Annotated in this window: 23 protein-coding genes; 13 read left to right on the top strand and 10 right to left on the bottom strand. The window is 60.8% G+C overall.

The window, feature by feature from the left end; all coding sequences use genetic code 11:
* Positions 1 to 203 precede the first annotated feature (203 nt).
* From CO666_RS23810 to CO666_RS23780, 7 genes are all read left to right on the top strand, one after another.
* Positions 204 to 1,841, top strand: coding sequence for an ABC transporter substrate-binding protein (locus CO666_RS23810; RefSeq protein ID WP_097614619.1), 1,638 nt, complete (start codon positions 204 to 206; stop codon positions 1,839 to 1,841).
* Between the two features lie 127 nt (positions 1,842 to 1,968).
* Positions 1,969 to 2,925 (top strand): ABC transporter permease, encoded by a 957-nt coding sequence (locus CO666_RS23805; RefSeq protein WP_097614618.1) that lies wholly within the window; start codon positions 1,969 to 1,971, stop codon positions 2,923 to 2,925.
* Between the two features lie 2 nt (positions 2,926 to 2,927).
* Positions 2,928 to 3,884 carry an ABC transporter permease gene (locus CO666_RS23800; protein WP_097614617.1) on the top strand — a complete coding sequence of 319 codons (957 nt, stop codon included), beginning with the start codon at positions 2,928 to 2,930 and terminating at the stop codon, positions 3,882 to 3,884.
* Positions 3,881 to 4,888 carry an ABC transporter ATP-binding protein gene (locus CO666_RS23795; protein WP_097614616.1) on the top strand — a complete coding sequence of 336 codons (1,008 nt, stop codon included), beginning with the start codon at positions 3,881 to 3,883 and terminating at the stop codon, positions 4,886 to 4,888. Before CO666_RS23800 ends, CO666_RS23795 begins: the two co-directional genes overlap by 4 nt.
* Positions 4,888 to 5,880 (top strand): ABC transporter ATP-binding protein, encoded by a 993-nt coding sequence (locus CO666_RS23790; protein ID WP_097614615.1) that lies wholly within the window; start codon positions 4,888 to 4,890, stop codon positions 5,878 to 5,880. The genes CO666_RS23795 and CO666_RS23790 overlap by 1 nt, the downstream gene beginning before the upstream one ends.
* Positions 5,877 to 6,938, top strand: coding sequence for a four-carbon acid sugar kinase family protein (locus CO666_RS23785; RefSeq protein ID WP_097614614.1), 1,062 nt, complete (start codon positions 5,877 to 5,879; stop codon positions 6,936 to 6,938). Before CO666_RS23790 ends, CO666_RS23785 begins: the two co-directional genes overlap by 4 nt.
* A gap of 24 nt (positions 6,939 to 6,962) precedes the next feature.
* A complete protein-coding gene (locus tag CO666_RS23780; RefSeq protein WP_097614613.1) occupies positions 6,963 to 7,727 on the top strand; it encodes a FadR/GntR family transcriptional regulator in 765 nt (254 codons plus the stop codon).
* Positions 7,728 to 7,791: 64 nt separating this feature from the next.
* Here the strand turns inward: CO666_RS23780 and CO666_RS23775 are convergent, their stop codons facing one another.
* The 3 genes from CO666_RS23775 to CO666_RS23760 all read right to left on the bottom strand — a co-directional run bounded on the left by CO666_RS23775 (position 7,792) and on the right by CO666_RS23760 (position 11,858).
* The gene (locus tag CO666_RS23775; RefSeq protein ID WP_097614612.1) at positions 7,792 to 8,871 is read right to left on the bottom strand and encodes a protein-L-isoaspartate(D-aspartate) O-methyltransferase; all 1,080 of its coding nucleotides are present in this window, start codon (positions 8,869 to 8,871) and stop codon (positions 7,792 to 7,794) included.
* A gap of 392 nt (positions 8,872 to 9,263) precedes the next feature.
* The gene (locus CO666_RS23770; RefSeq protein WP_097614682.1) at positions 9,264 to 10,001 is read right to left on the bottom strand and encodes a response regulator transcription factor; all 738 of its coding nucleotides are present in this window, start codon (positions 9,999 to 10,001) and stop codon (positions 9,264 to 9,266) included.
* A 765-nt stretch (positions 10,002 to 10,766) separates the two neighbouring features.
* Entirely contained in the window at positions 10,767 to 11,858 is a 1,092-nt protein-coding gene (locus CO666_RS23760; RefSeq protein ID WP_097614611.1) for a hypothetical protein, read from the bottom strand.
* A 475-nt stretch (positions 11,859 to 12,333) separates the two neighbouring features.
* Between CO666_RS23760 and CO666_RS23755 the strand changes: the two genes are divergently transcribed.
* The 4 genes from CO666_RS23755 (at position 12,334) to CO666_RS23740 (ending at position 16,468) form a co-directional block, all read left to right on the top strand.
* Complete coding sequence (locus CO666_RS23755; RefSeq protein ID WP_097614610.1) at positions 12,334 to 12,903, top strand: PE-PGRS family protein; 570 nt, start codon at positions 12,334 to 12,336, stop codon at positions 12,901 to 12,903.
* 107 nt (positions 12,904 to 13,010) lie between these two features.
* Positions 13,011 to 14,726, top strand: a complete 1,716-nt coding sequence (locus CO666_RS23750; RefSeq protein ID WP_097614609.1) for a type I secretion system permease/ATPase — start codon at positions 13,011 to 13,013, stop codon at positions 14,724 to 14,726.
* Between the two features lie 13 nt (positions 14,727 to 14,739).
* Positions 14,740 to 16,182: an HlyD family type I secretion periplasmic adaptor subunit gene (locus tag CO666_RS23745; protein ID WP_097614608.1), complete on the top strand. Its 1,443-nt coding sequence runs from the start codon at positions 14,740 to 14,742 to the stop codon at positions 16,180 to 16,182.
* Positions 16,172 to 16,468: a transposase gene (locus CO666_RS23740; RefSeq protein ID WP_164740519.1), complete on the top strand. Its 297-nt coding sequence runs from the start codon at positions 16,172 to 16,174 to the stop codon at positions 16,466 to 16,468. Before CO666_RS23745 ends, CO666_RS23740 begins: the two co-directional genes overlap by 11 nt.
* A gap of 278 nt (positions 16,469 to 16,746) precedes the next feature.
* On the opposite strand, the gene CO666_RS23735 is transcribed toward CO666_RS23740, so the two are convergent.
* The 7 genes from CO666_RS23735 to CO666_RS23705 form a co-directional block, all read right to left on the bottom strand.
* Positions 16,747 to 17,586, bottom strand: a complete 840-nt coding sequence (locus CO666_RS23735; protein WP_097614606.1) for a COG4705 family protein — start codon at positions 17,584 to 17,586, stop codon at positions 16,747 to 16,749.
* A 76-nt stretch (positions 17,587 to 17,662) separates the two neighbouring features.
* Positions 17,663 to 18,052 (bottom strand): hypothetical protein, encoded by a 390-nt coding sequence (locus CO666_RS23730; RefSeq protein WP_097614605.1) that lies wholly within the window; start codon positions 18,050 to 18,052, stop codon positions 17,663 to 17,665.
* A 261-nt stretch (positions 18,053 to 18,313) separates the two neighbouring features.
* On the bottom strand, positions 18,314 to 18,553 hold the full coding sequence (locus CO666_RS23725; protein ID WP_245436841.1) for a DUF1344 domain-containing protein: 240 nt from the start codon (positions 18,551 to 18,553) through the stop codon (positions 18,314 to 18,316).
* Positions 18,554 to 18,644: 91 nt separating this feature from the next.
* Positions 18,645 to 21,299 carry an ABC transporter permease gene (locus tag CO666_RS23720; protein WP_097614603.1) on the bottom strand — a complete coding sequence of 885 codons (2,655 nt, stop codon included), beginning with the start codon at positions 21,297 to 21,299 and terminating at the stop codon, positions 18,645 to 18,647.
* A complete protein-coding gene (locus CO666_RS23715; protein WP_097614602.1) occupies positions 21,281 to 21,964 on the bottom strand; it encodes an ABC transporter ATP-binding protein in 684 nt (227 codons plus the stop codon). Before CO666_RS23715 ends, CO666_RS23720 begins: the two co-directional genes overlap by 19 nt.
* Positions 21,957 to 22,619 carry an ABC transporter ATP-binding protein gene (locus tag CO666_RS23710; RefSeq protein ID WP_097614601.1) on the bottom strand — a complete coding sequence of 221 codons (663 nt, stop codon included), beginning with the start codon at positions 22,617 to 22,619 and terminating at the stop codon, positions 21,957 to 21,959. The genes CO666_RS23715 and CO666_RS23710 overlap by 8 nt, the downstream gene beginning before the upstream one ends.
* A gap of 4 nt (positions 22,620 to 22,623) precedes the next feature.
* Positions 22,624 to 23,196, bottom strand: coding sequence for a hypothetical protein (locus tag CO666_RS23705; RefSeq protein ID WP_097614600.1), 573 nt, complete (start codon positions 23,194 to 23,196; stop codon positions 22,624 to 22,626).
* A gap of 134 nt (positions 23,197 to 23,330) precedes the next feature.
* On the opposite strand from CO666_RS23705, the gene CO666_RS23700 reads away from it, so the two are divergent.
* On the top strand, positions 23,331 to 23,987 hold the full coding sequence (locus CO666_RS23700; protein WP_097614599.1) for a response regulator: 657 nt from the start codon (positions 23,331 to 23,333) through the stop codon (positions 23,985 to 23,987).
* Positions 23,984 to 25,309 (top strand): ATP-binding protein, encoded by a 1,326-nt coding sequence (locus tag CO666_RS23695; RefSeq protein ID WP_245436840.1) that lies wholly within the window; start codon positions 23,984 to 23,986, stop codon positions 25,307 to 25,309. The genes CO666_RS23700 and CO666_RS23695 overlap by 4 nt, the downstream gene beginning before the upstream one ends.
* Positions 25,310 to 25,484 lie beyond the last annotated feature (175 nt).

The following is a 25,484-nucleotide window of genomic DNA, read 5'->3' as shown; positions in this document are numbered from 1 at the left end:
GAAGACAAAATGCTTTCCTGTGGTCTCTAAAAATTATCTATCTGTTATTGCTATGATATTTTTAGACGTGAATTTTGTTTTGGCGAAAACAGCGATTTTTTGTTGACATATTTACAATAACGAGAGAACGATACGGAACGGATTGTGCTGCGCCCGGCAGGCGCAGGGAGAACGCTGCCGAATTCACCGTGGGAGGGAATGCCATGTCTTTTGATCAATCGGATAAAACCAATCTATCGCGCCGCAATGCGCTGAAGCTCGGGCTTGCGGCCGGCGTCGGCCTCACCGTGTTCGGGATGAACGCCCGCATCCTTATGGCCGATGAAGGCCAGGTGCTGAAGGTCGCACATCCGGCCTTCGACCAGGATTGGTCGCCGCTGCGCGGCGGCGGCAGAACCTTCCGCTGGAATTCGATCTGGTGGGCGTCGCCGATGTATTTCGACAGCCAGGGCAATATCAAGCCTTACGTCTTCACCAGCTGGGAATCGGCCGACAACACGGTCTGGACTTTCAAGATCGACCCGAAAGCGGTCTTCTCCGATGGCAGCAAGATCACTTCGGCCGACGTCAAGGGATCGTGGGAAGTCGCCTCGATGCCGAATACCAAGAGCCAGCGCGCCGATCAGGTGCTGAGCAAGGTCAAGGGTTATGCCGAAATCGCTGCCGGCTCCGGCAACGAGCTGACGGGTGTCGCAACACCCGACGAGGGCACCGTCGTCGTGACGCTGGCCGCCGCCGATCCGATCTTCTTCATGCGCCTGGCAAACCACATCGCGCCGATTACCAAGGCGTCGCAGTCGCGCGGCAGCGACGGCGAGGAGATCATCGACTGGTACAAGCCGGACAGCAAGCCGGTCTTCTCCGGTCCCTTCAAGCTGACGAGCCTCGATATCGACGCCGGCAAACTCACCTTCGAGCCGAACGAGAATTTCTTCGGGCCGAAACCGAAGCTTGCGCGCATCGACATCACCTCGATCGAGGACAATGTCAGCGCCACGTCGCTGATCAAGTCGGGAGAGTTCAATGCTCATACCGAACTCATCACCTCGACCATCATCCAGGATCTCGGCCCGGAATTCTCGGCCGGCCCGTTGATCCCGACCAGCCAGCACTTCTGGTTCAACATCTCCCGCGCGCCGATGGACGATCCGAAGGTCCGCCAGGCGCTGATCATGGCGGTCGACCGTGACGGCCTGTTCAAGGCGTCCTATCCCGACGGGCCGCACAAGAAGGCCGACCAGATCCTCAACGCGGTTCCGGGTGCTGACAATTCCGGCTTCGAGCCCTATCCCTACGATCCGGCAGGCGCCAAGAAGCTGCTGGCCGAATCCAGCTATGGCGGGCCGGAGCGGCTGCCGAAGCTCCTGTTCGTCGGTATCTCGGGACCGGCCATTCAGGCTGCCGCCCAGTTCATTGCCGAGCAGTGGCGCCAGAATCTCGGCATCACGGCCGTCGATATGAAGCCGCAGCAGGACGCCTATGCCGGCCCGGACCAGAACTCGGTCCAGATCTTCCGCGACGACGTCGGCACCCGTGTCCCCGATGCCGTGTCGTATCTGGCGGGCAGCATCGCCTCGACATCGTCGAACGCCCAGAACAAGCTCGGCGGATACAAGAACGACAAGGTCGACAGCGCGCTTGCCGAAGCGACGACCAAGGCTGCGGACGATCCGCAGCGCATCGCGCTCGCCCAGCAGGCCCAGAAGGCGTTCCGCGACGATTGGGCCTTCATCCCGTGGTACTCTCAGGCGATGTCGCGCTGGGCCACCAAGGAGGTCAAGGGTCTGGACAAGAACCTCGACTGGCAGATCGTCGAACCCTGGAACATTTCGATCGGCTGATTCGGAACTGTCGTTCCTGGCAATAGCCGCGCGAAGGCCGCAAGGTCTTCGCGCAAATTTCAAGAAGAAGAGATGCGATCTGCCTGGCTTGAGGAGGGACCGCATCGACAACAGGTGGGAGGTGGCCTTGCTGCGCTACGTGCTAACCCGGTTCGCCATCTGGATTCCGTCGGTTCTGGTGGTGATGCTGGCCGTCTATGCGCTGGCCTTTTACGGCGCCGGCGATCCGATCAAGCTGATCTTCCTGCGCGCGCCGGGCGATGTCGCCTACAATCCGCAGCGCATCGAGGCGATCCGCGAAAGCGCCGGCCTCAACAGACCCTTCATCGAGCAGTTCGGTCTTTACATCTGGAACCTGCTGCACGGTCAGTTCGGCAATTCGCTGACTTCGGGCCGCGCCGTCTGGGCGATGGTCTCGGCTGCCGCACCCGTCTCCTTTCAGCTTGCGCTCTGTTCCATCATTCTGACGGCCGTCGTCGCGATCCCGCTCGGCATGATCGCCGCGCTGAACCAGAATTCGCGGCTCGATTATGCCATTCTCGGTTCGGCGCTCTTCCTCTGGGCGATCCCGGCCTATGTCGCCGGGCCGCTGCTGATGGTCGGCCTCATCGTGGCTCTGCCGGGTGCGAGCGTGCCCTATGGCTGGGGTGGCATCCTCGATGTCCGCATCCTCTTGCCGCTGCTCGTGCTTTCCTTCCAGCCGATCGCGCTGATCGTGCGTCAGACCCGTGCCGCCGTCATCGAGGTACTGTCGGAGGATTTCGTCCGGACCGCCCGCGCCAAGGGCGTGCCTGAGATCGTCGTGGCGTTGCGCCACATCCTGCGGCCGGTGCTGACGCCCGTTGTGACCCAGCTTGGTCTGATCATGATCACCATCGTCAACGGCGCGATCTTCGTCGAGCTGGTGTTCGGCCTGCCGGGTCTCGGTCGGCTGACGGTGCAGGCGCTCATCAATTCCGATTATCCGGTCATCCTGGCCATCACGCTGATCGGGTCGTTCCTGGTAATGGTGTCGAACCTGCTGGTCGACGTGCTCTATCCGCTGCTCGACCCGCGTGCCAATGATTCAAGACGGAGCCGCTGACCATGTCCGCAATTCCTCTTTCCACCGAAACCGTCGAGGAGCCGCCGGTCAGTCTGTGGCGCGACGCCTGGTACCGGCTGAAGCGCAACAAGCTCGCCGTCTTCGGCCTCGTCGTCGTCATGATCCTCGCTTTCACGGCGATCTTCGGGCCCTATCTTACGCCCTATGACTATCTGAGCCAGGATCTCAACGCCCGCAACGCGCTGCCGTCGATGAGCCACCTCTTCGGCACCGACGATCTCGGCCGCGACGTCTTCAGCCGCGTGGTCTTCGGCACGCGGACCGCCTTCCTCGTTGCCGTCATCGTCACGTTCTTCGCCGTGCTGATCGGTCTGACGCTCGGTGCGGTGGCCGGCTTCTTCGGCAATCCCTTCGATCGCGTCATCATGTGGCTGACCGATGTGACGATGTCGGTTCCCAACCTGCTGCTCGTCGTCGTCATCAACGCTTCGCTGAAATCGCCGATCACCCGATGGATGGAGGCGCGTTACCTCGAGACCCTCAATCCCTTCTACCGCCAGACCATATGGGTGGATTTCATCCTCGTCTTCGGCTCGATGGCGTTGATCTCCTGGCCGCCCTATGCCCGTCTCGTGCGCGCCCAGGTGCTGTCGATCCGCAGCCGTCCCTATATCACCGCCGCCCAGGCGCTAGGCCTTTCGAACTGGGTCATCATCAAGCGTTATGTCGTGCCGAATGCGCTCGGACCGCTGATCGTCTCGGTCAGCGCCGGTCTCGGCACGGCGATGGTGCTGGAAAGCGCCTTCAGCTTCTTGGGTGTCGGCGTCAATCCGCCGACGCCGAGCTGGGGCAACATGATCTCGGACGGCCTTCGCGTCTGGCAGCATTATCCGCATCTTCTCGCCGCTCCGGCGGCCGTGCTCGGCCTTGCCTCGGTTGCCTTCAGCTTCCTCGGCGACGGCCTCAACGACGCGCTCAATCCGCGGGGCAGCAAATGATGGACACGCAAAGCAAAGACCGCCTGCTCGACGTCAGGGGCCTCACCGTCGAGATCGACGGCCGCAGCGGCCCGGCCGTCGTCGTCGACGGCATCGATCTTCATGTCGACAAGGGCGAGACCCTCGGCGTCGTCGGCGAATCCGGCTGCGGCAAGAGCCTGACCATGCTGAGCCTGATGCGGCTGCTGCCGAACAAGATCAAGGTCACCAGGGGATCGGCCACCTTCGACGGCCGCGACCTGCAGACGATGTCGAACGCCGAGCTGCGCAAGGTGCGCGGCGGCGATATCGGCTTCGTCTTTCAGGATCCGATGACCTCGCTCAATCCCGTCATGCGTGTCGGCGACCAGATCTGCGAGCCGCTGATCTATCACCGCGGCATGAAGAAGGCGCAAGCCCGGGCTCGCGCCGTCGAACTGCTGCGCCTCGTCGGCATTCCGGGCCCGGAAGAGCGGCTGCAGGCCTTTCCGCATGAACTATCAGGCGGCATGCGCCAGCGCGTGATGATTGCCATCGGCCTTGCCTGCAACCCGAAGCTCCTGATCGCCGACGAGCCGACGACGGCGCTCGACGTCACCATTCAGGCCCAGATCGTCGACCTGGTGAAGGATCTTAGAGCCAAGCTCGGCATGTCCGTCGTCTGGATCACCCATGACCTGGCGCTGATCGCCGGCCTGGTCGATCGCGTCGCCGTGCTCTATGCCGGCACGGTGGTCGAGGACGCGCCGGTCGACGAGCTCTATGCCCGCCCGAGCCACCCCTATACGCGCGGTCTGCTCTCCTCGATCCCGAAACTATCCGATCCGCCGGCAAGCCGGCTGAGTTCGATCGGCGGCACGCCGCCGGAGCCCGGCCGCCGGCCGAAAGGCTGCCCGTTCGCGCCGCGCTGCCCGCTTGCAGAGGCGATCTGTCACGAGAAGGTGCCGCAGCTCGAACCGCTTGGCGGCAGCGGCAATCACCGCACCGCTTGTTTCGTCGCCCAGAGACTGCAGGAGGCCGCGTGATGGCTGCTCAACCGCTGCTCAAGGTCGAGAACCTGGTCAAGCATTTCCACGTCAAGCTCGGCGCCTTCGGCGAACGTTCGGCAACGGTCTATGCGCTCGACAACGTCAATCTCGACATCATGGAAGGCGAGACGCTGAGCCTCGTCGGCGAATCCGGCTGCGGCAAGTCGACGACCGGCTTCACCATCCTCAACCTCTACAAGGCAACCAGCGGCAAGGTCGTCTACAAGGGCCAGGATCTCGCGACGCTCGACGAAAAGCAGATGCGGCCCTTCCGCCGCGACCTGCAGATCGTCTTCCAGGACCCCTATTCGACGCTCAATCCGCGCATGACGGTCGGCGAGGCGATCGGCGAGCCGATCCTCTTCCACAAGCTCTGCACCAAGGCCGAGCTGAAGGAGAGGGTGGCGACGCTGCTCACCGATGTCGGCCTGCCGCCCCGGTTTGCCCAGCGTTATCCGCACGAGCTTTCCGGCGGCCAGCGTCAGCGCGTCGTCATCGCCCGGGCGCTCGCCTGCCAGCCGAAATTCATCGTCTGCGACGAGGCGATCTCCGCACTCGACGTATCGATCCAGGCGCAGATCATCAACCTGCTGCTCGATCTGCAGGAGAAATACGGGCTGACCTATCTGTTTATCGCGCATGACCTGGCGGTGGTGCGCCATATCAGCACCCGTGTCGGCGTCATGTATCTCGGGCGGCTCGCAGAACTTGCCGCCCGCGAGGAGCTTTTCGACAATCCGCTGCACCCCTATACCAAAGCGCTGCTGTCGGCCGTTCCGGAGACGGATCCGGAGCACGAGCGCACCCGCCAGCGCCAGATCCTGCAGGGCGATGTCCCGAGCCCGCTGAACCCGCCGTCGGGCTGCCGTTTCCACACGCGCTGCCCGATCGCGATGGACGTTTGCAGCAAGGTTATTCCCGCCTGGAAGGAAGCGAAACCCGGCCATCTCGTCGCCTGCCACGCCGTCAATACAGAGCAGATCGCATGACATTGAAGGCCGCCATTATCGCCGACGATCTGACGGGCGCACTCGATACCGGTACGCCCTTCGTTGCGGCTGGCCTTTCGGTTGCGGTCGCCGTCGACGTCGGGGCGGCGCAGGATGCCATCGCAACCGGCTGCGACGTCGTCGTCGTCAACACCGCCTCGCGCGCGCTCGGCAAACGCGAAGCCGTCGAAACGGTCCGTGCGGCGACGGAAGTGCTTCGCGGCGAGAAGCCGTTGGTGGTGATGAAGAAGATCGATTCCCGGCTGAAGGGCAATGTCGCGGCGGAAAGCCTGGCGCTCGCCGAGGCGCTCGGTCTGAAAACCATCCTGGTGGCGCCCGCCATTCCCGATCAGGAGCGTGTAACCTACCGGGGCTGCGTCGTCGGGCGCGGGGTTCCCAAGCCATTGCCGATCGCCGACCTGTTCGGGCGCGGTGGGGATAATGTTGTCGTTGCCGATGCAGAGGACGATCTTGACCTCGACCAGATCGTCGACGGTCATGACTGGATGAGGACCCTTGCGGTCGGTGCGCGTGGCCTCGGCGCGGCACTTGCCCGCCGGCTTGGCGAAGCGGGGCAGCCCGCCATGGAATTTGCGGCAAGCCCGCGGACGCTGTTTGCCTTCGGCTCTCGCGACCCGATCACCGTCGTCCAGATGAACCGGCTCGAAGCCTCGGGTGCCCTGCGCATGGTGGTGGATGCTCCGGTCGGCGAGATCGGATGCGGGGAGGGGCTGGCACTGCCGGTCCTGCTGCGCTGCACCGGCGACCTGACGGCCGATGCGGGCCTCGTCGCCAGCCGCTTTGCGGCAGGCGTCAAAGCGGTCATCGATGATACGAGGCCTGATATGCTGATGGTCGGCGGCGGCGATACTGCCCTTGCCGTGTTCCGGGCGCTTGGCGTCAGGGTGTTGGCGCCGAAGGGCGAGATCGAGGCCGGTATTCCGTGGTTCGATGTCACGGCCGGCGACGGGCGGCAATTTCGGTGTGCTGTCAAGTCGGGGGGCTTCGGCCATCCCGATAGTTTGCTAAGACTGGTTTCTCGGAATCAGGCGGCATAGTACAATACCGTCGGGGAGAATGACGTGGTTGAAGTGAATGGCGAATCTTTGAACGCGGAAGCCGGCCCGGCGGGCAAGCCCGAACGCGGCAAGGCCGTCAAGCTCGTCGATCGCGTCTTCGACCAGCTGCTCGAGCGGATTCGCGGCGGAAATTATCCGCCGGATTCACGCCTTCCCGGTGAACATGAACTTGCCTCGATGCTGGGTGTTTCCCGGCCGATCGTCCGTGATGCGCTGGCCCGCCTGCGCGATCAGGGCATGGTCTATGCCCGGCAGGGCGCCGGCACCTTCGTCAGCGCGCATGGGTCGCCGACGACGCAGCTCGCCTATTCGCCGGTCAAGACGATCGCCGACATTCAGCGCTGCTACGAATTCCGCCTGACCATCGAGCCGGCCGCCGCCTATTTCGCCGCCAAGCGCCGCAATGAGCAGGCGATCCAGAAGATCGCCAGCGCCCTTGCCGATCTGCGCGAGGCGACCAGCCACCAACTTCATCGCACCGACGCCGATTTCATCTTCCACCGCGCGGTGACCGAGGCTGCCAACAATCATTATTACACCGCCTCGATCGATGCGCTGAAGGCCCATATCGCTGTCGGCATGCATCTCCACGGCCTCTCGCTGCTCGGGCCCCGCCAGGGGCTGGAACAGGTCTATGAAGAGCATAATGCCATCTACAAGGCGATCGCCGATGGCCGGCCTGACGATGCGCAGAGATTGATGAAGGCGCATCTCGAAGGCTCCCGCGACCGTCTGTTCGAGGGCAGGGCGCTCGACCTGTCCTTCTGAAGCGCATTCCCGAGCGGCCGTTGGCTCGGAAATTGTAGACAGCTCATGCCCTTAACTCGGGCGGTCAGCCGGATTTCTCTCTCTTGATGATGCTGATATTGCCGCTCACTTCGAGGATGGCGAATTTGATCTCCGTCACGCTCTCGATGCCTTCCTGGCTTCGAGCCGCTCGCATGACATCTTCCTTCTGCAGGCGGGCTCCTTTGAGCGCGCCTTCGTCGTAGACGCCATCCGTCACGAGGACGGTCGGAACGCCATCGATGATATGCGCTGTGCGAGGCCACCACCTCTTGACGCAGGAAAGGCAAAAGGCGACCCAGGAAATGCGTTGAACGGCCCAGAACCATTGCTGGAATTCGCCATGATCGAGCACGCCTTCCGGCAACGCGGGCGATTTAGGCATTTTTCCCATGCCCCCTTCTTCAGCGTTTCGCGGCAAACTTTGCGCGGACGCAAAAGCTCCCGGCGGTGATGGGGCCGGTGCCGTGTACATCGGATGTGCGGCAGTCCAGGCGTCTTCGCCGATCAAGGGAACGAAACGCACCCCGCCGAGATCTTCTTCCTCGAACGCGGTGGCCCCAATGCGCGTGATGCGTTTCAGCTGCTGCTCTTCACCGCGGCCGATCGGGATGATGAGCCTGCCCCCAAGCTCCAGCTGTTCTTTCAACGCGGTCGGCACTTGGGGTGCGCTCGCAGAAACGATGATGGCATTGAACGGGGCGGCTTGCGGCCAGCCTTTGCTGCCATCGCCGACGCGAACGTCAATGTTGCCGTATCCGAGTTTCTCGAACCGTTCGCTAGCCTGAAGCGCCAGGCTTTCATGTCGCTCGATGGAATAGACCTGCCTTGCTATCCGACTGATCAGGGCTGAAGCGTAGCCGGAGCCGGTTCCGACCTCGAGCACTTTGTCGCCGGCATCCAGCTTGGCCTTTTCGAGCATCAGAGCGACAATGAACGGCTGCGAGATCGTCTGGCCCTCGCCGATCGACAGCGGTGCATCCTCATAGGCGAATTCCTCGCAGCCGGGCGCTACGAATTTTTCGCGCGGCACCGCGCGCATCGCCGCGGTGACGTTTTGATCGCGAATGCCACGACGCGTAACGTGGTGCTCCACCATTTGATCTCGGATGCGCGTCATATCCATGGATCAGCTCCACTGTCCCGATTGCAACTTGGCAAACTTCCGGGCGGTGCAGAATGTAAAACAAATCGGCGACCGGGGAGTTCCTGGGATCGGCAGGTTTTGGCACGCGGGAGCCTGTCAATTCGATGTCCGATACGTCGAGGAACGCTTCTCCCACTCTATTTCGAAGGGGAGCTCAACAGGTCTTTCTTCCGAGACCCGTCATTGCGGTGTTTTCGCTCGGTTCATTCGGAGAATTTAGTGTGAGGAGGGAAGTTCGACAGGCCTATGCAAACCAGGAAGCCCGACATGAACATCTTCTTCGAGAGATTGGGGCATCGGCGCCCGAAGCCATTCTTTGGAAAGGATCTCTGACAGACTCAGTGAGACGCTCCCTGGTCCTGACGACCTACCTAACTCGGCGAGGCGTTATGCCCGCCGGCGGCTCTTTGAACCAAACGGGCAACCACTTCGGTGCGGTTCTGCGCCTGCAACTTACGCATTATGTGTTGCAAATGCATCTTCACCGTATGCCCCGACAAATTGAGCTTTCCGGCAATGACCTTATTTGAGCAGCCGCTTTGCAACTCTGCGAGGATATCCGTCTCGCGGGGAGTAAAATCGGCAATCGCCAGATATTGCGTCCTATCATCCAGGCTTTTTTCGGCCTCATTTCTGGGCGGGCTATGCGCGTTCGAGGCTGCTGTAACAGCTCCCAATAGCTGCGGGAAAAATGTTCCGCCCGCCAGAACGAGACGAAGACCGGCAAGGGCAATGTCAATGGGCAGTGAAGTCGAGAAAAAGCCGCGGATGCCTATCTTGAGCGCCTGACCGGCAATGATGGCGTCATCCGTACCTGAGAGCAACGTGATAGGGGCCTCCGGAAAACGCGCAGCAATTGCCGCGAGATCATCACGCAGGCTGGTGCTGTCGACACTTCTGCCGGCCAGATCCAGAGCAATCAAACGCACCTCAGCTCCAAGAGCTCGATCGAGACTCTCGGTAGAGATTAAGTCTATGAAGTTCCACCCGGCAAGTTCACCCTGAAGAAGTTTCACCACGGTCGTGCGCGCCAGAGTAGAATGCTCAATAATGATCACAGTTGGTGCATTGCGCCCCAGACGGCGCTTAGTTCTAGCAATGTCTGACACTTGCGTGCTCCCCAGATATTTGCAACGCAACAGCTGTTCACATTATTCCTATTCTCATTACATGTCATGATAAAAAGAGAGTGTATTGTTGGTATCAATAGTCTGATCTCTCACGATAATTCTTATAGTCTATAAGATTTCATCGATAGATAACTGGGGCTGCGGAGCACATTGAAGGGCTTTTTCATGGAGGTCCTCTGATTCGACTTGTCGCTGCAGACTTTCCGGCTTTCGCCGAATTCACGTACGGCGAGCGGGTCAACAAAGCTTTCAAAGGCACTGAAAAGGCAACCGATCTGCCGCAGACCCATTGAGGAAAGAGCCATTGGATCTAACGAGCTGGCGATCGGCTCGGCTTTGTTTCCAGATCTCAATTCAAAGCAGTCGCAAAACCCGACAGCAAAACGACAAAGGCGACAAGCGGCAAAAGCACAAGATCGCCGACTACCCGTTATGATTAGTAAAACTGCGCTCTAATGACGCATTAATACCAGTTAATGCTGTTCTCGCTCAGGCAACACCTGCGCCTTCGGCGCCGACAGACGCCAGCCGGAGGTCATGGCCTCTGGTGGCCGAAATCGGCGACAACGCGGATGAGGTCAGGGCGGGATGTTCGCTCTCTCGGTGAGCCGGTCCGTTCCGTGCCATATCGGCTGAAGAGACGAAAGCCGGGCGGAGGAGGCGATTCAACATATGGCTTGAAAAATGACACGAAGCACAGCCTCGTGCAGTTGGACCGCTGCAATGCAAGGCGGAGTCTATCCGCTAGCTATGCATGAAGCTCAGAATGTCGTCGACGAGAGCAGAATGGGCATCCGTGAGGTTGCCGTCTCCGCCATGGCCTGCGATGCCGGCCAACTGAAGCGCATGCTGATCGTAGAGAACATGATCGGTCTGTTGGGCGTCCGCCGTCCCACCGGCGGGGACGGCAATGTTGATGGGATGGAAATAGCCGAAATTGACGTCGACCATGCTGCCGGTCGACGATCCGTGCCCACCGCCTCCGCCGAGCGCATGATTGCCGGTGAAAATCGTATCCGACGACAGGTTGAAGCCGCCGCCATTGCCGCCGATACCGGCAATCTGCACCGTGCCCTGATCGAAAATGACATTGTTTGTCTGATGAGCCTCGGCGGAGCCGCCTGCCGCGCCAATGGCGATATTGATCGGTGAGAAGATGGCGATACTCACGTCGACCATGCTGCCGACGAAATATCCATCGCCGCCGTGGCCCGCATAAAAGTCGCCGGTCAATGTCAGCGCAGTTCCCGGGCTCATCGACGAGCCATGGCTCGCGACATTATGGTCTCCGCCCGAGCCGCCCATGCCGCCGATCTGGGTTGCGCCCTGCAGGAACAGGGCGTTGTTCGATTGATCGGCATGAGCTTCCGCACCGGGGCCTGCAGCCACGGCAGTATTGACGGGGGCAAACAGCGCGACTTCGGTGCTCACCATCCCACCGTAGAAAATCCCATTGCCGCCCGTGCCGGCATGATTGGCGCCGTCGCCGCTGCCGATCGCAACATTGCCGCTTCCGCCATTCCCGCCTATCCCAGCCATTTCGGTGGGATGCTGATTGATGAGCGCATCGTTGCCCTGGAAAGCGTCGGCACCCGAATGCGGTCCGGCAATGGCGGCATTGGACGGCATGAAGACGGCCAGTGCATTGCTGCTGACCACGCCTTCGCTGATCCCGTTACCACCGCTGCCGGCTGAATTATGGCTCGGACCGGAAGCGACATCCAGGGGAAGCCAGGTCGGCACCAGCGCCAGATGCCCCGCGGCCGCATTGGGGGCGAGGTGTTGATCGGCGCCCGACTTGGGCTGGTCTTCCAATAAGGGACGAGTTTCCGCCATTACCGTCTCCATTCGCGGTCGACCGCGTGCCAACCGAGCATGCGGCGTGATGCAGCCTGAATTGTTCCGTCATTGTGCATCTGAACGCAGGAAAAGCGGAGCCTGCAATTCGTCTACATCCTGTTGGCTAGTTCCGTAGCCATTTGGCTGTCATGGCCGCAGCGGCCGTTACGGGAATTTGCAAGCACCGATCCGCCTTTGGATTAGAGGCCCCGGCGTCGCTTCGACGAGGTTCGCAGACATGATCAGCGCCATGCGACCCACACCAACTCATCAAACACCAATCCAAATAACGCTCTGGAACGTCAAGTATACATCCGAAGGAGTGCCCCCGAATATCTAGATAGTTCGGAGATTAAATCGCAGGCAATATTCGACCGCGGTTGTATTGGCTGCGGTGAAGTGCCGAACGCACGCCGTAGGGGGACGCCGTAAAAACCAACGCGGACGAAACCAAGTAGAAGGAGTGACATCAATGCCTATTCCACAAATATCCGACACGATTAATCTCAACCACCCGGATGCGGGCGATGCGAAAGCCGGCAACGGCGGTGATGGCCACAATGATGGGAACATCAATTACAATCCGGTTGCCTATATCTCGCCCGTGCAAACGGTCGACGGCGCATCCACCCATCTGCACAACGGCGATCACGTTTGGCAGACGGCAGATTGGGACGCCGGCGGTGGTGGATCCGGTGGCTTGAGCCAGGCCCAGTATGGCTTCCTGGCATCGCTGACCAGCGGCGCCGGCGGCGCTGGAGGAAACGCCCACTCCAACGGCGATCAAGGCAACACGAGCGGCCATGACACGGCTTCGGTGGCTGCGGCGACGACCGCCACCCAATATACGCAACTCGTGGCTGATCAGCATGCCACCATCCTGGCAGGCGTCGGCGGCAACGGCGGCAACGGAAACAACGCCTTAGGCGGCGATATCTCGTCGGCTCTGGTTCACACGGATCCCGAAACGACGACGGTGAACAATTCTCTCGATCATTTCATAAACGCCTTCGGCCATATCGATGTCAGCCATCTTGGCTGATGCATTCAGGCCTATGAGGGCCGCCGGCTTCGGCTGGCGACCCTCAGGGATGACTCGACCAGCCGGCAGCCTCTTCTTGTCAGTATCAAGTGCAGCGAGATCTGATAATGACAACGATTTCCATAAAGCCACCGCGCCCGCCGACACAGCTTGTTGTTGCGCTGCGCGCTTGTGCCGGCGCCTTCGGCTTGGTCTTCCTCTATAGTTGCGGCTACAATCTCTTTCTTCTGGCGCCTTCCATCTATCTCCTGCAGATCTATGACAGGGTCATGTCGAGCCGAAGCGTCGACACGCTCGTGATGCTGACGATGATCATCGCCATTGCCGTTGTGGTCGGGTCCACGCTGGATATCGTGCGCAGGGCAGCTCTTTCGCGCATCGGCAGTTGGCTGGACCACAGGCTACGCCCCATGGTGCTCACCGCCTCGTTCGAATATGCCGCCCGCGCCGATACGGGAGCTGCCACGGAATGCTACAGGGACCTGGCGGCATTGCGCCAATTCCTCGATTCACCGGCCAGCTCGCTTTTTTTTGACGTTCCCTGGGCGCCGATATTCCTGCTCCTGCTCTTTCTCGTTCATCCGCTGCTTGGGACCATCGGCCTTCTGAGCGCACTGGCACTTCTGCTGTTTGCGTTCATGACGGAACTGGCGACGCGAGAACCGCTTGCCCACGCCAATCTTGCCCTTTCGAGGAGCTATCTGCGATTTGCGACCGCCCTCAAGAATATCGAGGTTATCAGGGCAATGGGCATGCAGGACGGCGCAGCGCTGATCGTCTATCGCGACGCGGAAATGGCAAGAAGGGCGCAGGACATCGCCATGCATCGCACCGAGATCATTCTTGGTTTTTCCAAATCGATCCGCACACTTGCACAGATCTTCATGATGGGATCCGCGACATGGCTGGTACTCGCAAACAGCGGCAGTCCCGGGATCATCTTCGTTGCCAGCCTGCTGCTCGGGCGCGGGCTCGCACCGATCGAGGGCGCAATAGGTGCATGGCGCTCCTTTATGTTTGCGCGCAATGCCTTCCATCGCCTGAACAGAATGCTGATAACAGTCGCATCGGACTGCGATGCGCGGATGGTGCCTCTACCGGAGCCCAATGGCCTCCTTCTCGATAACGTCAGCTATTTCAAGCCATTCGCCGATCGGCCGATATTGACCGATATCACATTGCGGCTGACGCCGGGCGACTGCATAGCGCTCATCGGTCCGTCGGGATCGGGAAAATCGACGCTTGGTCGGGTGATCGCAGGCGTCGTGCCGGCAACGAGCGGATATGCGCTCCTCGGTGGGGTCGATATCTCGGCTCTGCGTCTGTGCGGCGGGACCCGCCATGTCGGGTACCTGCCGCAGGACATCGAGCTCTTCGGCGGCGCAATCAAGGATGTGATCGGCCGGCTGGACGGTGGAGATCCCGGCAAAGCGATCGACGCCGCCAAGCTGGTTGGATTGCACGAGGCGATCATGCGGCTGCCGCAGGGCTACGAGACCGATATCGGCGAAGGTGGAAACCTGCTCCTTCGCGCGCAGCGCCAACAGCTGGGACTGGCGCGGGCTGCCTATGGAAATCCGTCTCTTATCGTTCTCGACGATCCGAATTCGAGCCTGGATTATGACGGCGAACGCATGCTGTTTACGGCAATCGAGCGCATGAAATCCAGGGGGATGATCGTCGTTGTCATCACCCATCGGATGGGGATCCTGCCGGTCACCAACAAGATTGCCATCATGCGCAACGGGACGGTAGCCGCCTTCGGCGACAGCGAGCGGATTTATGAAACCTATCTTCAACCACCGTCTCGAACAGGAACGTAGGGAAGACGCCGCCATGACCCTTGTTCCACTGGACCCAACGCCGGCGAGATTTTCAAATCCATCAAGGATGGACCAGCGGTTGGCTCAGCGGCCGACGGCAGCCAGGCAACAGACGGCCTATGCACCGGTGATCGAACAGAAACAGCGCGGACCCGCCCCCCCTTCGCCTATGCCGGGGCTCAAAAGCGTCGTCTGGACGGGGAACCTGTTGATCCTGGTTTTCATCGTCGGATTGGGAATATGGTCGGTTCTGGCGCCGCTGAAAAGCGCTGCGGTCGCCGCGGGCGTTATCGAGCCGGAGTCCAGCCGCAAGACCATTCAGCACCTGGAAGGCGGAATTGTCCGACGGATCCTCGTCAAAAACGGCGACGCGATCATGGCCGGACAGATCTTGATCGAACTCGACGACACGAAGTTTCGCTCGGAGCGCGACAGCCTCCAAGGGCAACTTTGGGATGCCGAAGGAAGCCGCGCCCGTCTGCTTGCGGAGCAGACGGGCGGCGACCATGTGGCCTATCCCGAGGATCTCAGGGCAGCCATGGACCGATACCCCTCCGTCAGCGCGATCCTCAGTGGGCAACAGAAAATCTTCGAAGCGCGTCGCCGGGTCATGCAGGCGGAAATTCAGATCGCCAATGAAAAAATCGCCCAGGTGCGGCAGGAAATCGTCGGACTTGGCGCGCAGAAGGCGGCACTGGCCGACAGAGCCGCAATCTCGAGCCAGGAACTGGATCAGGTCACGGACCTCACCGCCAAAGGGCTGGAAAGAAGGAGCAGGCTTCTCAACCTCCAGCGCGAAAAGGCAGACCTGGATGGCCAGCAGGGGCAAGTGGAGGCACAGATTTCCCGCGCCTATCAGGTGATCAGCGAAGCCCAGGCCGATCTCGCAAAGCTCGAGAGCGACCGGTTGAGCGAAGTCGCCCAGGGCATGCGCGACACGGAAAGCCGGATCATGCAGCTGCGCGAGCGCCTGCGGGCGATCGACGACCAGCTTTCAAGGACCGATATCCGTGCTCCCGAAGATGGAACGGTCATGAACCTGCGCATCCACACATCAGGTGGGGTGATCGGTGCGGGAGAACCGCTCGTCGATCTTCTGCCGCGCGCCGATCGCCTTATCGTCTCTGCCCACGTCAGACCGGAAGATATCAATCTCGTCCATGCGGGGCTCAAGGCACAGATTCACCTCCTGCCATACAATCAGCGGCGCGTTCCACTCCTGAAAGGTCGGGTCGAGTATGTATCAGCGGACCGTCTCACCGATCCGCAGAACGGCCAGCCCTATTTTGCCGCGACGATCCGTGTAACGGACGAGCGGCTGGCGAAAATGCGCGATGTCGAACTGGTCGCGGGCATGCCCGCACAAACACTGATCGAAACAGGCAAAAGCAGCGTGGCGCTCTATGCTGTCAGACCACTTCTCGACAGCTTCAACAGAGCATTTCGTGAGGACTGAAGCGGTGATGGGCAAGAGGAAATTCGACGACGACCAGATTACGATCATTCTGAAGGAGCACCAGGCCGGCGTGACGGTGGCAGATGTTTGCCACAAGCACGGCATCAGCGAGCCGACCTTCTATCGGTGGCAATCCCTGCACTTCGGAAGCGCCGGTCTCGAAGCCAGAAGGGTGCGAGCGCTGGAGGAAGAGAACCAGAAGCTCAAGAAGCTTTTGGCGGAAGCCATGCTCTCGGCGGCCACGCTGAGCGAGATGCTGGCGAAGTCATCGAAAGGGCGAAATTAACTCTGCACAGTAGAGTAGCGCGCCACCCTGTTCCGGAAAGGGAGCCTTCCGAAGCGCGCAAAGGAATGCGGCCCCAAAAGCAGCACGCTCGATCACACCGTGGCGGTCCCGACTGCAATTGGACCGCCAATTCATAATATCTTCAACGGCTATAAACGCATGTGGCGCGGCGCGAATGCGGTTCGTCCACTGCCGCCGCCGCTGTTCCGTTCGTCATAGCAATGATGCCGCGCACTTGCCATTGTTGGGGTCGTTTGCTGGAGGACGCGGAGTCTACGCTAGAGCTCTTTTTCGGCAATCGTAAACCTCTCGCCTCGGCTCGCCTTTGCCACCTCGTCATCGTCGCCGATCTCGTTCAGTTCCTCGCCTTCATGCCGCGCGCTCATGAGGGCTACAATCGTGACGATCGCGGCGAGGAAGATTGCACTCGTTACGACTGTGCCAAGGCCGAGGCCACCGTATTGTGCTGGCTGAGACATCAGGTCGCCGAGCGACGCGCCCAGAGGCCTTGTCAGAATGTAGACCAGCCAGAAGCCCAATATCGGATCCAGACCCAAGAAGAAGTAGCCAATGGAGAGCGAGATGATGATCATGCCGAACAGGATGCCGGTAGCCAAGTATCCGAGCGCGAATTTCTCGGCAACCAGATCGCCGGCGGCCGTGCCGAGCGCGAAGGTGAATAGGATAGCGAGCCAATAGAAGGCCTCGCGCCGCCCGGAGAATATCGAGTGGATGGAAAGTGTACGCTCCGTCTGGAACCACAGCAGGAAAGTCAGCGCCAGGGCTATTGAGAATGCAATGGTCGTATCCAGCAGTGGCACACGGAAGTTGTCGACCAGATTGTCGGTAATCAATGTGCCAACGATGCTGATCAGCACCACGGAAAACCAATAGGGGGCGGGAACATATTTCTTCTGCGCAAACTGCCAAACCAATGCGACAGCGAGAATTGCGGACATAATCAGCGACGTCGCCGTCAGGCCCAGACCCATTTGCACGCTTAGATAGTCGGCAGCCGTTTCACCCATGGTAACGGCCATCAGTTTGATGAGCCAGAATTCGGTGGTGACACGGGGAACACGATTGTAAACGACAGCTTTGGCGTTCGGTGCAGACATGACGGGTCTCCTTGAGCGAGCGCTGACGTCTCGCGGGACAGTTCTGATACAGGGTCGCGCGGTTTTAACCGCCCGCCTAGTGAGAAGGTTGAGCCGGGTTGTTGAGAACCGCCATGAGAGCGGCAAGTGTGTTATTGACTTTGTCGGCCGATGGAGCGGATTGACGCAGCGCCTTCAGCGCTGCGTCGGAGGCAGCATCAATGTTGTTCCAGTCGTTCGGATTCAGCGGACGGATTGCGGATTCGGCCTCGTCCCAGGCCGTCTCATAATCGGTGATACGCTTTGCGGCGGCCGGCAGGTCTCCTTTGGAAGCGAGACTCTGAACATCGGCGACGATGGCTTTGAACGATGATAGATCGCCTAGATCCGCCGCCTCGGCGGGCGCATTGTTGGCGTAGAGTTCAAAGCTCGTGAAGGCCGCCACTGGGGCGGCAATGAGTGCGATGACAAGAAAAATCTGTCTCATCACTGGATTTCTCCGAATTTTGGCGGTGCAAGGAAGGCGTCACTTCAGTGCCGCTCCTCGCCGGTTGAATGGAGCGCCTGGTGCAGTAGCGCTATCGTTTGTCCGGTTGCGGGCGACGGTCGGCTGGCCCGTTTTGACTACGCGGATTCAATTAGCTGAGAATTAGGGCGCATGTCCGGGGACATCGGACACGTAGTCAACCCGTCCCAATTGCGCGCGAGCGAATGCGGCAGCCGGTAATGGCTCCGGCCGCCGCAATCTTCATTTCTGCGGAACCAGATGAGAGACAACCGCCTTACCGGCCTTGTCCGCATAAGTTAGCTGAACCTTCTCGCCGACGCGGAGTTTGGTGTCTTCAATTCCTTCGGGCAGGACGTAAGTCTTGCCGTCCGACAGCGTGATCGTATCGGCTTTCTTGCTGATCGCGGTGATCGTGCCGGATGTCTGTGCAGCGAATGCGACACCGATCGGCGCCAGCACTAGAATGGCGGCCATGGTCATTTGCGGTTTCATTTGCTTAATCCTTTCAAGATCTCGGCCGCCGATATCTATCTTTCCCGTAACGGCGGCATGGTTGCGGGAAAACAGGGTCTCACTCGCCTCTGAGCTTCTCAGTGACGTGTGTCCGGCTGCGTATTGCCTCGCCAGTCGCGGCCACCAGAGCCACGCCCGCTGTCGTCACGATAAGAGCTAGGAGATAAAGCCATGGCATCGAAAGCGTATCGGGCGGTGGGTCGAACACCCCAATCAGCAGCTTGACGAGCACGTAGGCAATCAGCATGCCTGCCCCGAGACCTAGGACCATGCCGCTGCCAGTAACCAATGCTGCTTCACTCCAGAGGAAGGCGCCGAGCTGTCGCGGTCGGGCTCCTAGAGCCACGAGAACGGCAAACGAGCGCTCGCGGTCGGCAAAGCCAAGGCCAAGCACCAGTCCGCCTGAGGCGGCCAGCACGACTAAGGCATAGATCAGTTCAAGCCGCGTCAAGCCGGCGAGGTCAATGGCGGTGAGGCTCGACCCGATCAGGGCGACGGCATCGCCGATCTGGCTGACCTTGAGTCCAGGGATGCCCGCAGTCGCATTTCGGGCGGCCAAAGCGACGCGGGCGGGATCACCGCTCGATCGAATGAGAACAATCTCGCTTGCCGAGGAACCTGTCTGCTGGGCGATGTAAGCCGCGTTAGCGACCAGGAACGAATCCTTCGGTGCGGTCGGGAATTCGCGCACCACGCCCACGATGTGAAATGGCACGACGTGATATTGGTGATCGGCTGCGTTTTGCAGACGAAGGTTGATGCTGTCGCCGCGGCTGAGCTGATAGTCGTTTACCGTTTCCTGCGAAACGAGCACGCCGTCCGGCGTCTGTGCAAGGTCGGCGAGTGCCGCCGTGGCATCGCCATTGGCGAAATAGGCGTCGGAGATCGCCGTGGCTGTCCCGATGCGCATCGGATCGATGCCGTAGAGATCCTGAAGGTCGGCTCCCACATAAGCGTATCGGTGTTGCATCGGCTGGGAAGCCGCTATGCCCGGTAGTTTGGAAAGACGCGCGAGTGCCTGGGATGCGGGCGCGGCGGATGTGCCTGTGACGGCGACGTCGGCCCCGTTGGTGAGTTCAGCGTCGACCCGCGCCTGAGCCTCATAGGTCGCGTTGAAAATCGCGGTTGACGATGCAAAGGCGAAAGCAAGCGCAGCCAGGCCAATGCCAGCAGTCAGTCGGCGGCCTTGCCGCCCAAATGTCGCGGCCACCACATCCGCCAGACGCCCAGCGACGGGGCGCAAGCCCCTAGCGATCACCGGCCGGCCTTGCCGCAACCCGGCTCCGACGAGCCGCATGGCCGATAGCGCCAGGCCGGTCCAGAGCAACAAAGGGGCGAGGAAGGCAGTGTAGTCGACCGCCGCCGCTGCCACGCCCTCCGGTGCGAGAACGACCTGGTAACCGCTCGCTGCTGAACGCCAGTAGAGCGCCGCGGCGAGCGCCAGCAGCACCAGATCAAGATACAAGCGGAGCCACGTTGGTGTCCGGTCATTGCCGATTGGCCGCCGGGCGGCAGCAATGGTCGAGCCGCGTGCGTCGCGCCAGGCGGGGATCAGGATCGCTGCGAGCGAAAGCGCGATCCCCGCCACCGCCACAGCGCTGAGCAACGGAACCGCTGCGCTGCTCAAGAGTGCCATCCCCAGGATAAAATTCGCGGCAAGAGCAGCAAGGAGAAGACCGAGGATCGCACCGCCGAGGCCCGCAACTGCCGCTTCAGCGGCAGTCAAGCGAAGAACCGTATCGACCGTTGCCCCCCGCAAGCGCAGCAACGCCTGGTCGCGGCGGCGCCTGTCCCGCCCAGCTCCGGCTACGGCAAGCGTAAGGAGGATGGCGAGGATAGCCCCCGGGGCCCCGAGAAAGAGGAAAATCAGTCGCGCATAGAGGGCGTCCTCGCGGACAGCCTCCAATCGGGCCGCGAGGTTGTTTGCAAGCAGCGCGGCTCCAGCGGCGCGCGCCTCGAAATTGTGGCCGCGCTCAGTTGCCCAAGTGCTCGCAGCGATCGGGCCGGAGGGCAGATCACGATGATCGAGCTTGACGTGAAACTCGCTCCTAATGGTATCAGGCCGGCTGGCGCCTTGCTGTTCGAACACCTGCCGCCACTCAGACATCGGCAAGAGCAGCACGTTGTCCGGCGGGGCTTGTGGTGCGGCGCGAGCCCGGACACCGATGGCCTGAAACATCGCGTCGGCGTTTGGCAAATCGACGATGCCGGTGATCGTGACGCTGACATCGGGCGCTTGCTGGCGATGGATGATGACCTGATCTCCGACTGTGACGTCCAGGTTGGCGGCAGTCTGCTGCGCTATCAGAACGCCGTCGACCGATCCAAGGAGCGGTCGAACCTGTGCTGGGAATTGGCCAAAATAATCCGGCCCGATTCCAACAACTGTCCCGCCGCCCGTGGTCTGCACGGTGCTTCCCGTGTTCGCCTCAAAGCTTGGTACGTCGGCATAGTTGACAAGGTGCAGGCTGGTAACCGGAGCGGCTGAATGGATCGCAGCCTCGATTACACTAGGGGCCGCCCCGGGCAGCGACTGGACCTGCCAATCGACGGGCAGGTGGGCGACAGACCGTGCCGTCATCTCCGCCGTGCTGGATTGCAAAAAGGCACCCAGGCACGCGATGAAGGCGACTGTCAGCGCTACACCGCCGCTGGTGCCGACGAGGCGACCGGAACGGGTTCGCAGAAGTCCAATCAACCAGTACCTGTACATACAGGCCTCGCGTTCATATTTTCAAATTTGCCATGACGCATCCGCCAGATGCGGTTCATCTTTGCCGCTACGCGCTCATCGTGCGTGGCGATGACAATGGCGCTTCCAGTCTGCTGTCCCCAGGCGAGGAGCCGGTCGACCAGGATCGCAGCGCCAGCCTGATCGAGTTGGCCCGTCGGCTCGTCAGCGACAATCAATTCCGGCTGGGTCACAATGGCTCGGGCTACGGCGATACGCTCAGCCTGGCCGCCGGACAGCTGCTCCGGCAACTTTGCCGCAAGCGCTTCGACCCCGAAAGTGGCAAGCGCTGCGAGCGCGCGCGCCTCGGCTTCGCAGCCGCCACCGAGAAGGATCGGTAGCTCGACGTTTTCGATGGCGGTGAGGGCGGGCATCAGGTTCGCCGATTGGAAGACGACGCCGATTCGCTCGGGGCGTAAAGTGTCTTGCTGACCCAGGCCGGGCCACTCGATCCGGCCCGAGCTGGGGCGGTCTAACCCGGCGATCAGGTTTAAAAGCGTCGTCTTGCCGCAGCCCGAGGGTCCCACGATTGCAATGGTTTCTCCCGCGTTGATCTTGAATGAGCATCCTTGAACGGCCACCGCGACACCCCGTTCTCGCTGGAAGCTGCGCCAAAGATCGGCGGCGATAGACAAGGTTCTAGTCATGCACAATGCCTCCATCCCGGATATCGATCACGCGATCGGCTCGTGCGGCGAGGGTGGCGCTGTGCGTGACGACTAGGACGGCAGTGCCAATGCGACAAGCTTCGATAAGGCGCTCGATGACACGCTGTTCTGTCATCGCGTCGACCTCGGCGGTCGGTTCGTCACACAGGAGGATCGGCGGCTTTGGCGCGAGCGCGACGGCGAGACCGGCCCGAGCTGCCTCACCGCCCGAAAGGTGGGCGGGTAACACGTTGGCGAGACCATCGAGGCCCAAGCTGTCGAGAATGTCCGCGATCTCATCAGGACGGTCACGGCCGGATACCTGCATCTGGAGGCGGACATTGGCTCCGACCGTCAGATGCTCGAACAGATTGCCGGACTGCATCAGCATGCCGAGGTGGCGGGCTCTAAGGCGTGCCCGTTCCGCCTCTGAGCGCCGGCTCATGCGCTCGCCGACGACCGACACCGTGCCGCCATCCGGTTCGTCGATTCCCGCAAGACAGGCGAGCAAGGTCGACTTTCCGCTGCCCGATGGACCTCGCAACGCGGTTAGTTCCCCGGGATCAAGGGCCACCGTGATCCCGCGCAGAGCTACGACTTCGTCGTCGCCGGCATGAAAGAAACGGTAAAGTTCAGTCGCCTCTAGTACCGGCATGTGATCATTTCCATTGCAGGGAGTTGGAGATCAACTGCCATTGGTCGACGTTGTCCGCGCCGGCAGGCGCCGCAAGATCGAGTGTGACTGTCTTGCCGTTCTTGAACAGAATGAAGCGCTCGTGCTCGAGCCTGATCAGCTTGTTCGCGACCGGATTTGGCGTGGAACTCGAGAGATAGCTGATGCGAACTGCCGGGCCGGCTGCGAGCTTTACATCCTTAACTGCGGTGACTTTGACGTCGTGCGCGGCCGTCTTGAGGTCAGAGATTTCGTGGGCCTTGGCTGAGGACGCCGTGGGTGCAGCACTCGCAGTGCCAAGGGTAACATCTATTTCATCGTATTTGTCGGAGAACCGAACGCCATGGTCGATCTCGGTGCGTGACCATCCTTCGGGCACCTTCAGATCAAATCCGTCAGGAGAGGTGTAGATGACGAAAACCTGATTGTCCGGAATGTCGCCCGGCGGATTTGTCTCGGGCGCAACGAGTTTCTCCTGCGCCACAGCGGGGGGAAACGCGCCCGCTGACACGGTGAGCAGCACGGCTAATGCGGTGGATATTCGATGACGGACTGTCATGATTGGCGCTCCTCTGCTGACTTGAGAAGGCATGTGACGCCAGCAGAATTAGGAGGGTCTTAGATGATCAGCCGTCGTGCAGTCGACCCGCACCAAAATCTGTGCAGGGGGATGCGTTTAGGCTACTTTGAAGCATGCGTATTCTCGTGATCGAAGATGATGTCATGCTTGGTCGGGCTCTCGTGCAAGCCCTCGATGATGCCGGCATGTCGGTAGACTGGGTGCGTGACGGGCAACTCGGGGACGAAGCCGTCGCGGTTGGCGGCCATGGTCTTGTGCTGCTCGACCTCGGCTTGCCCGGCCGTTCGGGCCTGGAAATCCTGCGCACGCTGCGGTCGGCCGGCGACAAGAGGCCAATCCTGGTGATCACCGCCCGTGACAAACTCGATGATCGCGTCACGGGGCTCGACCTCGGGGCCGACGACTATCTGGTGAAGCCGTTCCAGGTCAAAGAACTGCTCGCGCGCATGCGCGCGGTCCTGCGCCGACATGGAGGTCAGGCGGTTTCAATCCTCTATACGAGCGAAATCGAGCTAGATCTATCTAGCCATGAGGTGAAATATCGTGGGTGCGGCGAGGTATTGCCGGCGCGCGAATTTGCACTGCTTCAGGCATTGCTGGAGCGTCCCGGAACCATTCTTTCCCGCACCCAGCTTGAGGAAAGGCTCTATGGTTGGGGTGAGGAGGTGGAAAGCAATGCTATAGACGTCCTCATCCATTACGTGCGGCGCAAGTTCGACAAGGACATCATACGCAACGTCCGAGGGGCCGGCTGGATGGTCCCGAAGTGACAATATCGATCCGACGCACGGCTTTCTTATGGCTCGCCGGCTTGATGGGAGCTATCGGCGTCTGCGCGGCCACAACATCATACTTCCTGGTTCAGGACGAGGCAGCCGACTTCCTCGACAATCAGCTTCGGCAGATCGCACTCTATGTCGGAGATGCGCGTTCATCACCAGCAACAGGCCCAGACAGCGGTGCGCCGCACGATCCCGAAGACGATTTCGTCATCCAGGTCTGGGATGCGGCCGGAAGGACGTTGCGACAATCGCATCCCGCCCCTGCTATCCCCCGCCAATCAGCGACCGGGTTTGCCGACATTTCGACCGGCAGTGACAATTGGCGCGTTTACACGCTGGCCGCGCCGGATCGAACGGTTCAGGTTTCCCAGGACATGAGCGTCCGACAGGAACTGGCGGCCAATGCTGCGCTCCAGGCGGCACTTCCAATCATCGTTCTGATTCCATTGTCATTGCTGACACTGAGCTGGATCATCGATCGGATCATGGCCCGGCTCAATCACTTGGCCGCTGCGGTCGCCTCCCGAGACACGACGGTGGACAGTCCTGTTCCGATCGATGACGTACCGGCCGAAGTCATTCCCTTCGTAAGTTCGATCAATCTGTTGCTCACCCGGCTCCGCGCATTGCTGGAGAGACAACGGCGGTTCATTTCGGATGCTGCCCATGAATTGCGCACACCGCTGTCGGCTCTGCAAATTCAGATCGACAACCTTCGGCACGACGACCGGGATGGCCGATTTTCTCAGCGCTTGACCGAACTCGAAGCTGGAATCGGCAGGGCCAACAACCTCGTGAGTAAGCTCTTGCGCCTCGCGGGCTACGACGCCCACGAGACCGCGCCCGCACCGCAGCCGATCGACCTCGTCCAGCTTGCGCTTGACACCGTTGCGCGCCTGAGCCCGCTCGCCCAGAGCCGAGGGATCGACCTCGGCATCACACGCCATGACAAGGCTACTACGATGGGTGCGCTCGCCGATTTCGAGATCATCCTTGACAATCTGGTCGAGAACGCCGTGCGGTACACGCCACCGGGCGGAACCGTCGACGTCGCGGTGGCCGTCGCCGGGCACGAACTACGAATCGAAATCCGCGACACTGGCCCCGGCATCGCCCAGGAAGAGATGCCACGCATCTTTGAACGCTTCTTCCGCGCAGGGCCTCAGGATAGCGAGGGGAGCGGCTTGGGACTGGCGATCGCGAAAGCCGCAGCCGAAAGACACGGAGCGCGGCTAACCCTCGCCATGCGCGAGGACGGGCCTGGCCTTGTCGCAAGCCTCATCATACGAACGCCCTCACCAAAAGCTTAGTTATCTCCCGCCCAAACAGATCTAGGGGTTGTCGAAAGGCGTAGCTGACTGCCTCAATGAGAGATCGCGCCTATCGAGGACCTCCGATCAGCCGACAGCCCTACAAGAAGGAACCGGCTAGGAACAACTGGTCTTCGTCGGCGTGTATATTATGGACCAATGACTCCCAGGTACG

It is taken from the genome of Rhizobium chutanense, assembly GCF_002531935.1.
Lineage (GTDB): Bacteria > Pseudomonadota > Alphaproteobacteria > Rhizobiales > Rhizobiaceae > Rhizobium > Rhizobium chutanense.
The sequence above is the reverse complement of the archived record's forward strand: the minus strand, read 5'-3'. Positions and strand labels throughout refer to the sequence as shown.

Excerpts from the sequence above, each read along its gene's own strand:
- CO666_RS23810 (WP_097614619.1), top strand. The coding sequence starts at position 204 with ATGTCTTTTGATCAATCGGATAAAACCAATCTATCGCGCCGCAATGCG.
- CO666_RS23800 (WP_097614617.1), top strand. The coding sequence starts at position 2,928 with ATGTCCGCAATTCCTCTTTCCACCGAAACCGTCGAGGAGCCGCCGGTC.
- CO666_RS23795 (WP_097614616.1), top strand. The coding sequence starts at position 3,881 with ATGATGGACACGCAAAGCAAAGACCGCCTGCTCGACGTCAGGGGCCTC.
- CO666_RS23790 (WP_097614615.1), top strand. The coding sequence starts at position 4,888 with ATGGCTGCTCAACCGCTGCTCAAGGTCGAGAACCTGGTCAAGCATTTC.
- CO666_RS23785 (WP_097614614.1), top strand. The coding sequence starts at position 5,877 with ATGACATTGAAGGCCGCCATTATCGCCGACGATCTGACGGGCGCACTC.
- CO666_RS23775 (WP_097614612.1), bottom strand. The coding sequence starts at position 8,871 with ATGGATATGACGCGCATCCGAGATCAAATGGTGGAGCACCACGTTACG.
- CO666_RS23760 (WP_097614611.1), bottom strand. The coding sequence starts at position 11,858 with ATGGCGGAAACTCGTCCCTTATTGGAAGACCAGCCCAAGTCGGGCGCC.
- CO666_RS23755 (WP_097614610.1), top strand. The coding sequence starts at position 12,334 with ATGCCTATTCCACAAATATCCGACACGATTAATCTCAACCACCCGGAT.
- CO666_RS23750 (WP_097614609.1), top strand. The coding sequence starts at position 13,011 with ATGACAACGATTTCCATAAAGCCACCGCGCCCGCCGACACAGCTTGTT.
- CO666_RS23745 (WP_097614608.1), top strand. The coding sequence starts at position 14,740 with ATGACCCTTGTTCCACTGGACCCAACGCCGGCGAGATTTTCAAATCCA.
- CO666_RS23735 (WP_097614606.1), bottom strand. The coding sequence starts at position 17,586 with ATGTCTGCACCGAACGCCAAAGCTGTCGTTTACAATCGTGTTCCCCGT.
- CO666_RS23730 (WP_097614605.1), bottom strand. The coding sequence starts at position 18,052 with ATGAGACAGATTTTTCTTGTCATCGCACTCATTGCCGCCCCAGTGGCG.
- CO666_RS23725 (WP_245436841.1), bottom strand. The coding sequence starts at position 18,553 with ATGACCATGGCCGCCATTCTAGTGCTGGCGCCGATCGGTGTCGCATTC.
- CO666_RS23720 (WP_097614603.1), bottom strand. The coding sequence starts at position 21,299 with ATGTACAGGTACTGGTTGATTGGACTTCTGCGAACCCGTTCCGGTCGC.
- CO666_RS23715 (WP_097614602.1), bottom strand. The coding sequence starts at position 21,964 with ATGACTAGAACCTTGTCTATCGCCGCCGATCTTTGGCGCAGCTTCCAG.
- CO666_RS23710 (WP_097614601.1), bottom strand. The coding sequence starts at position 22,619 with ATGCCGGTACTAGAGGCGACTGAACTTTACCGTTTCTTTCATGCCGGC.
- CO666_RS23705 (WP_097614600.1), bottom strand. The coding sequence starts at position 23,196 with ATGACAGTCCGTCATCGAATATCCACCGCATTAGCCGTGCTGCTCACC.
- CO666_RS23700 (WP_097614599.1), top strand. The coding sequence starts at position 23,331 with ATGCGTATTCTCGTGATCGAAGATGATGTCATGCTTGGTCGGGCTCTC.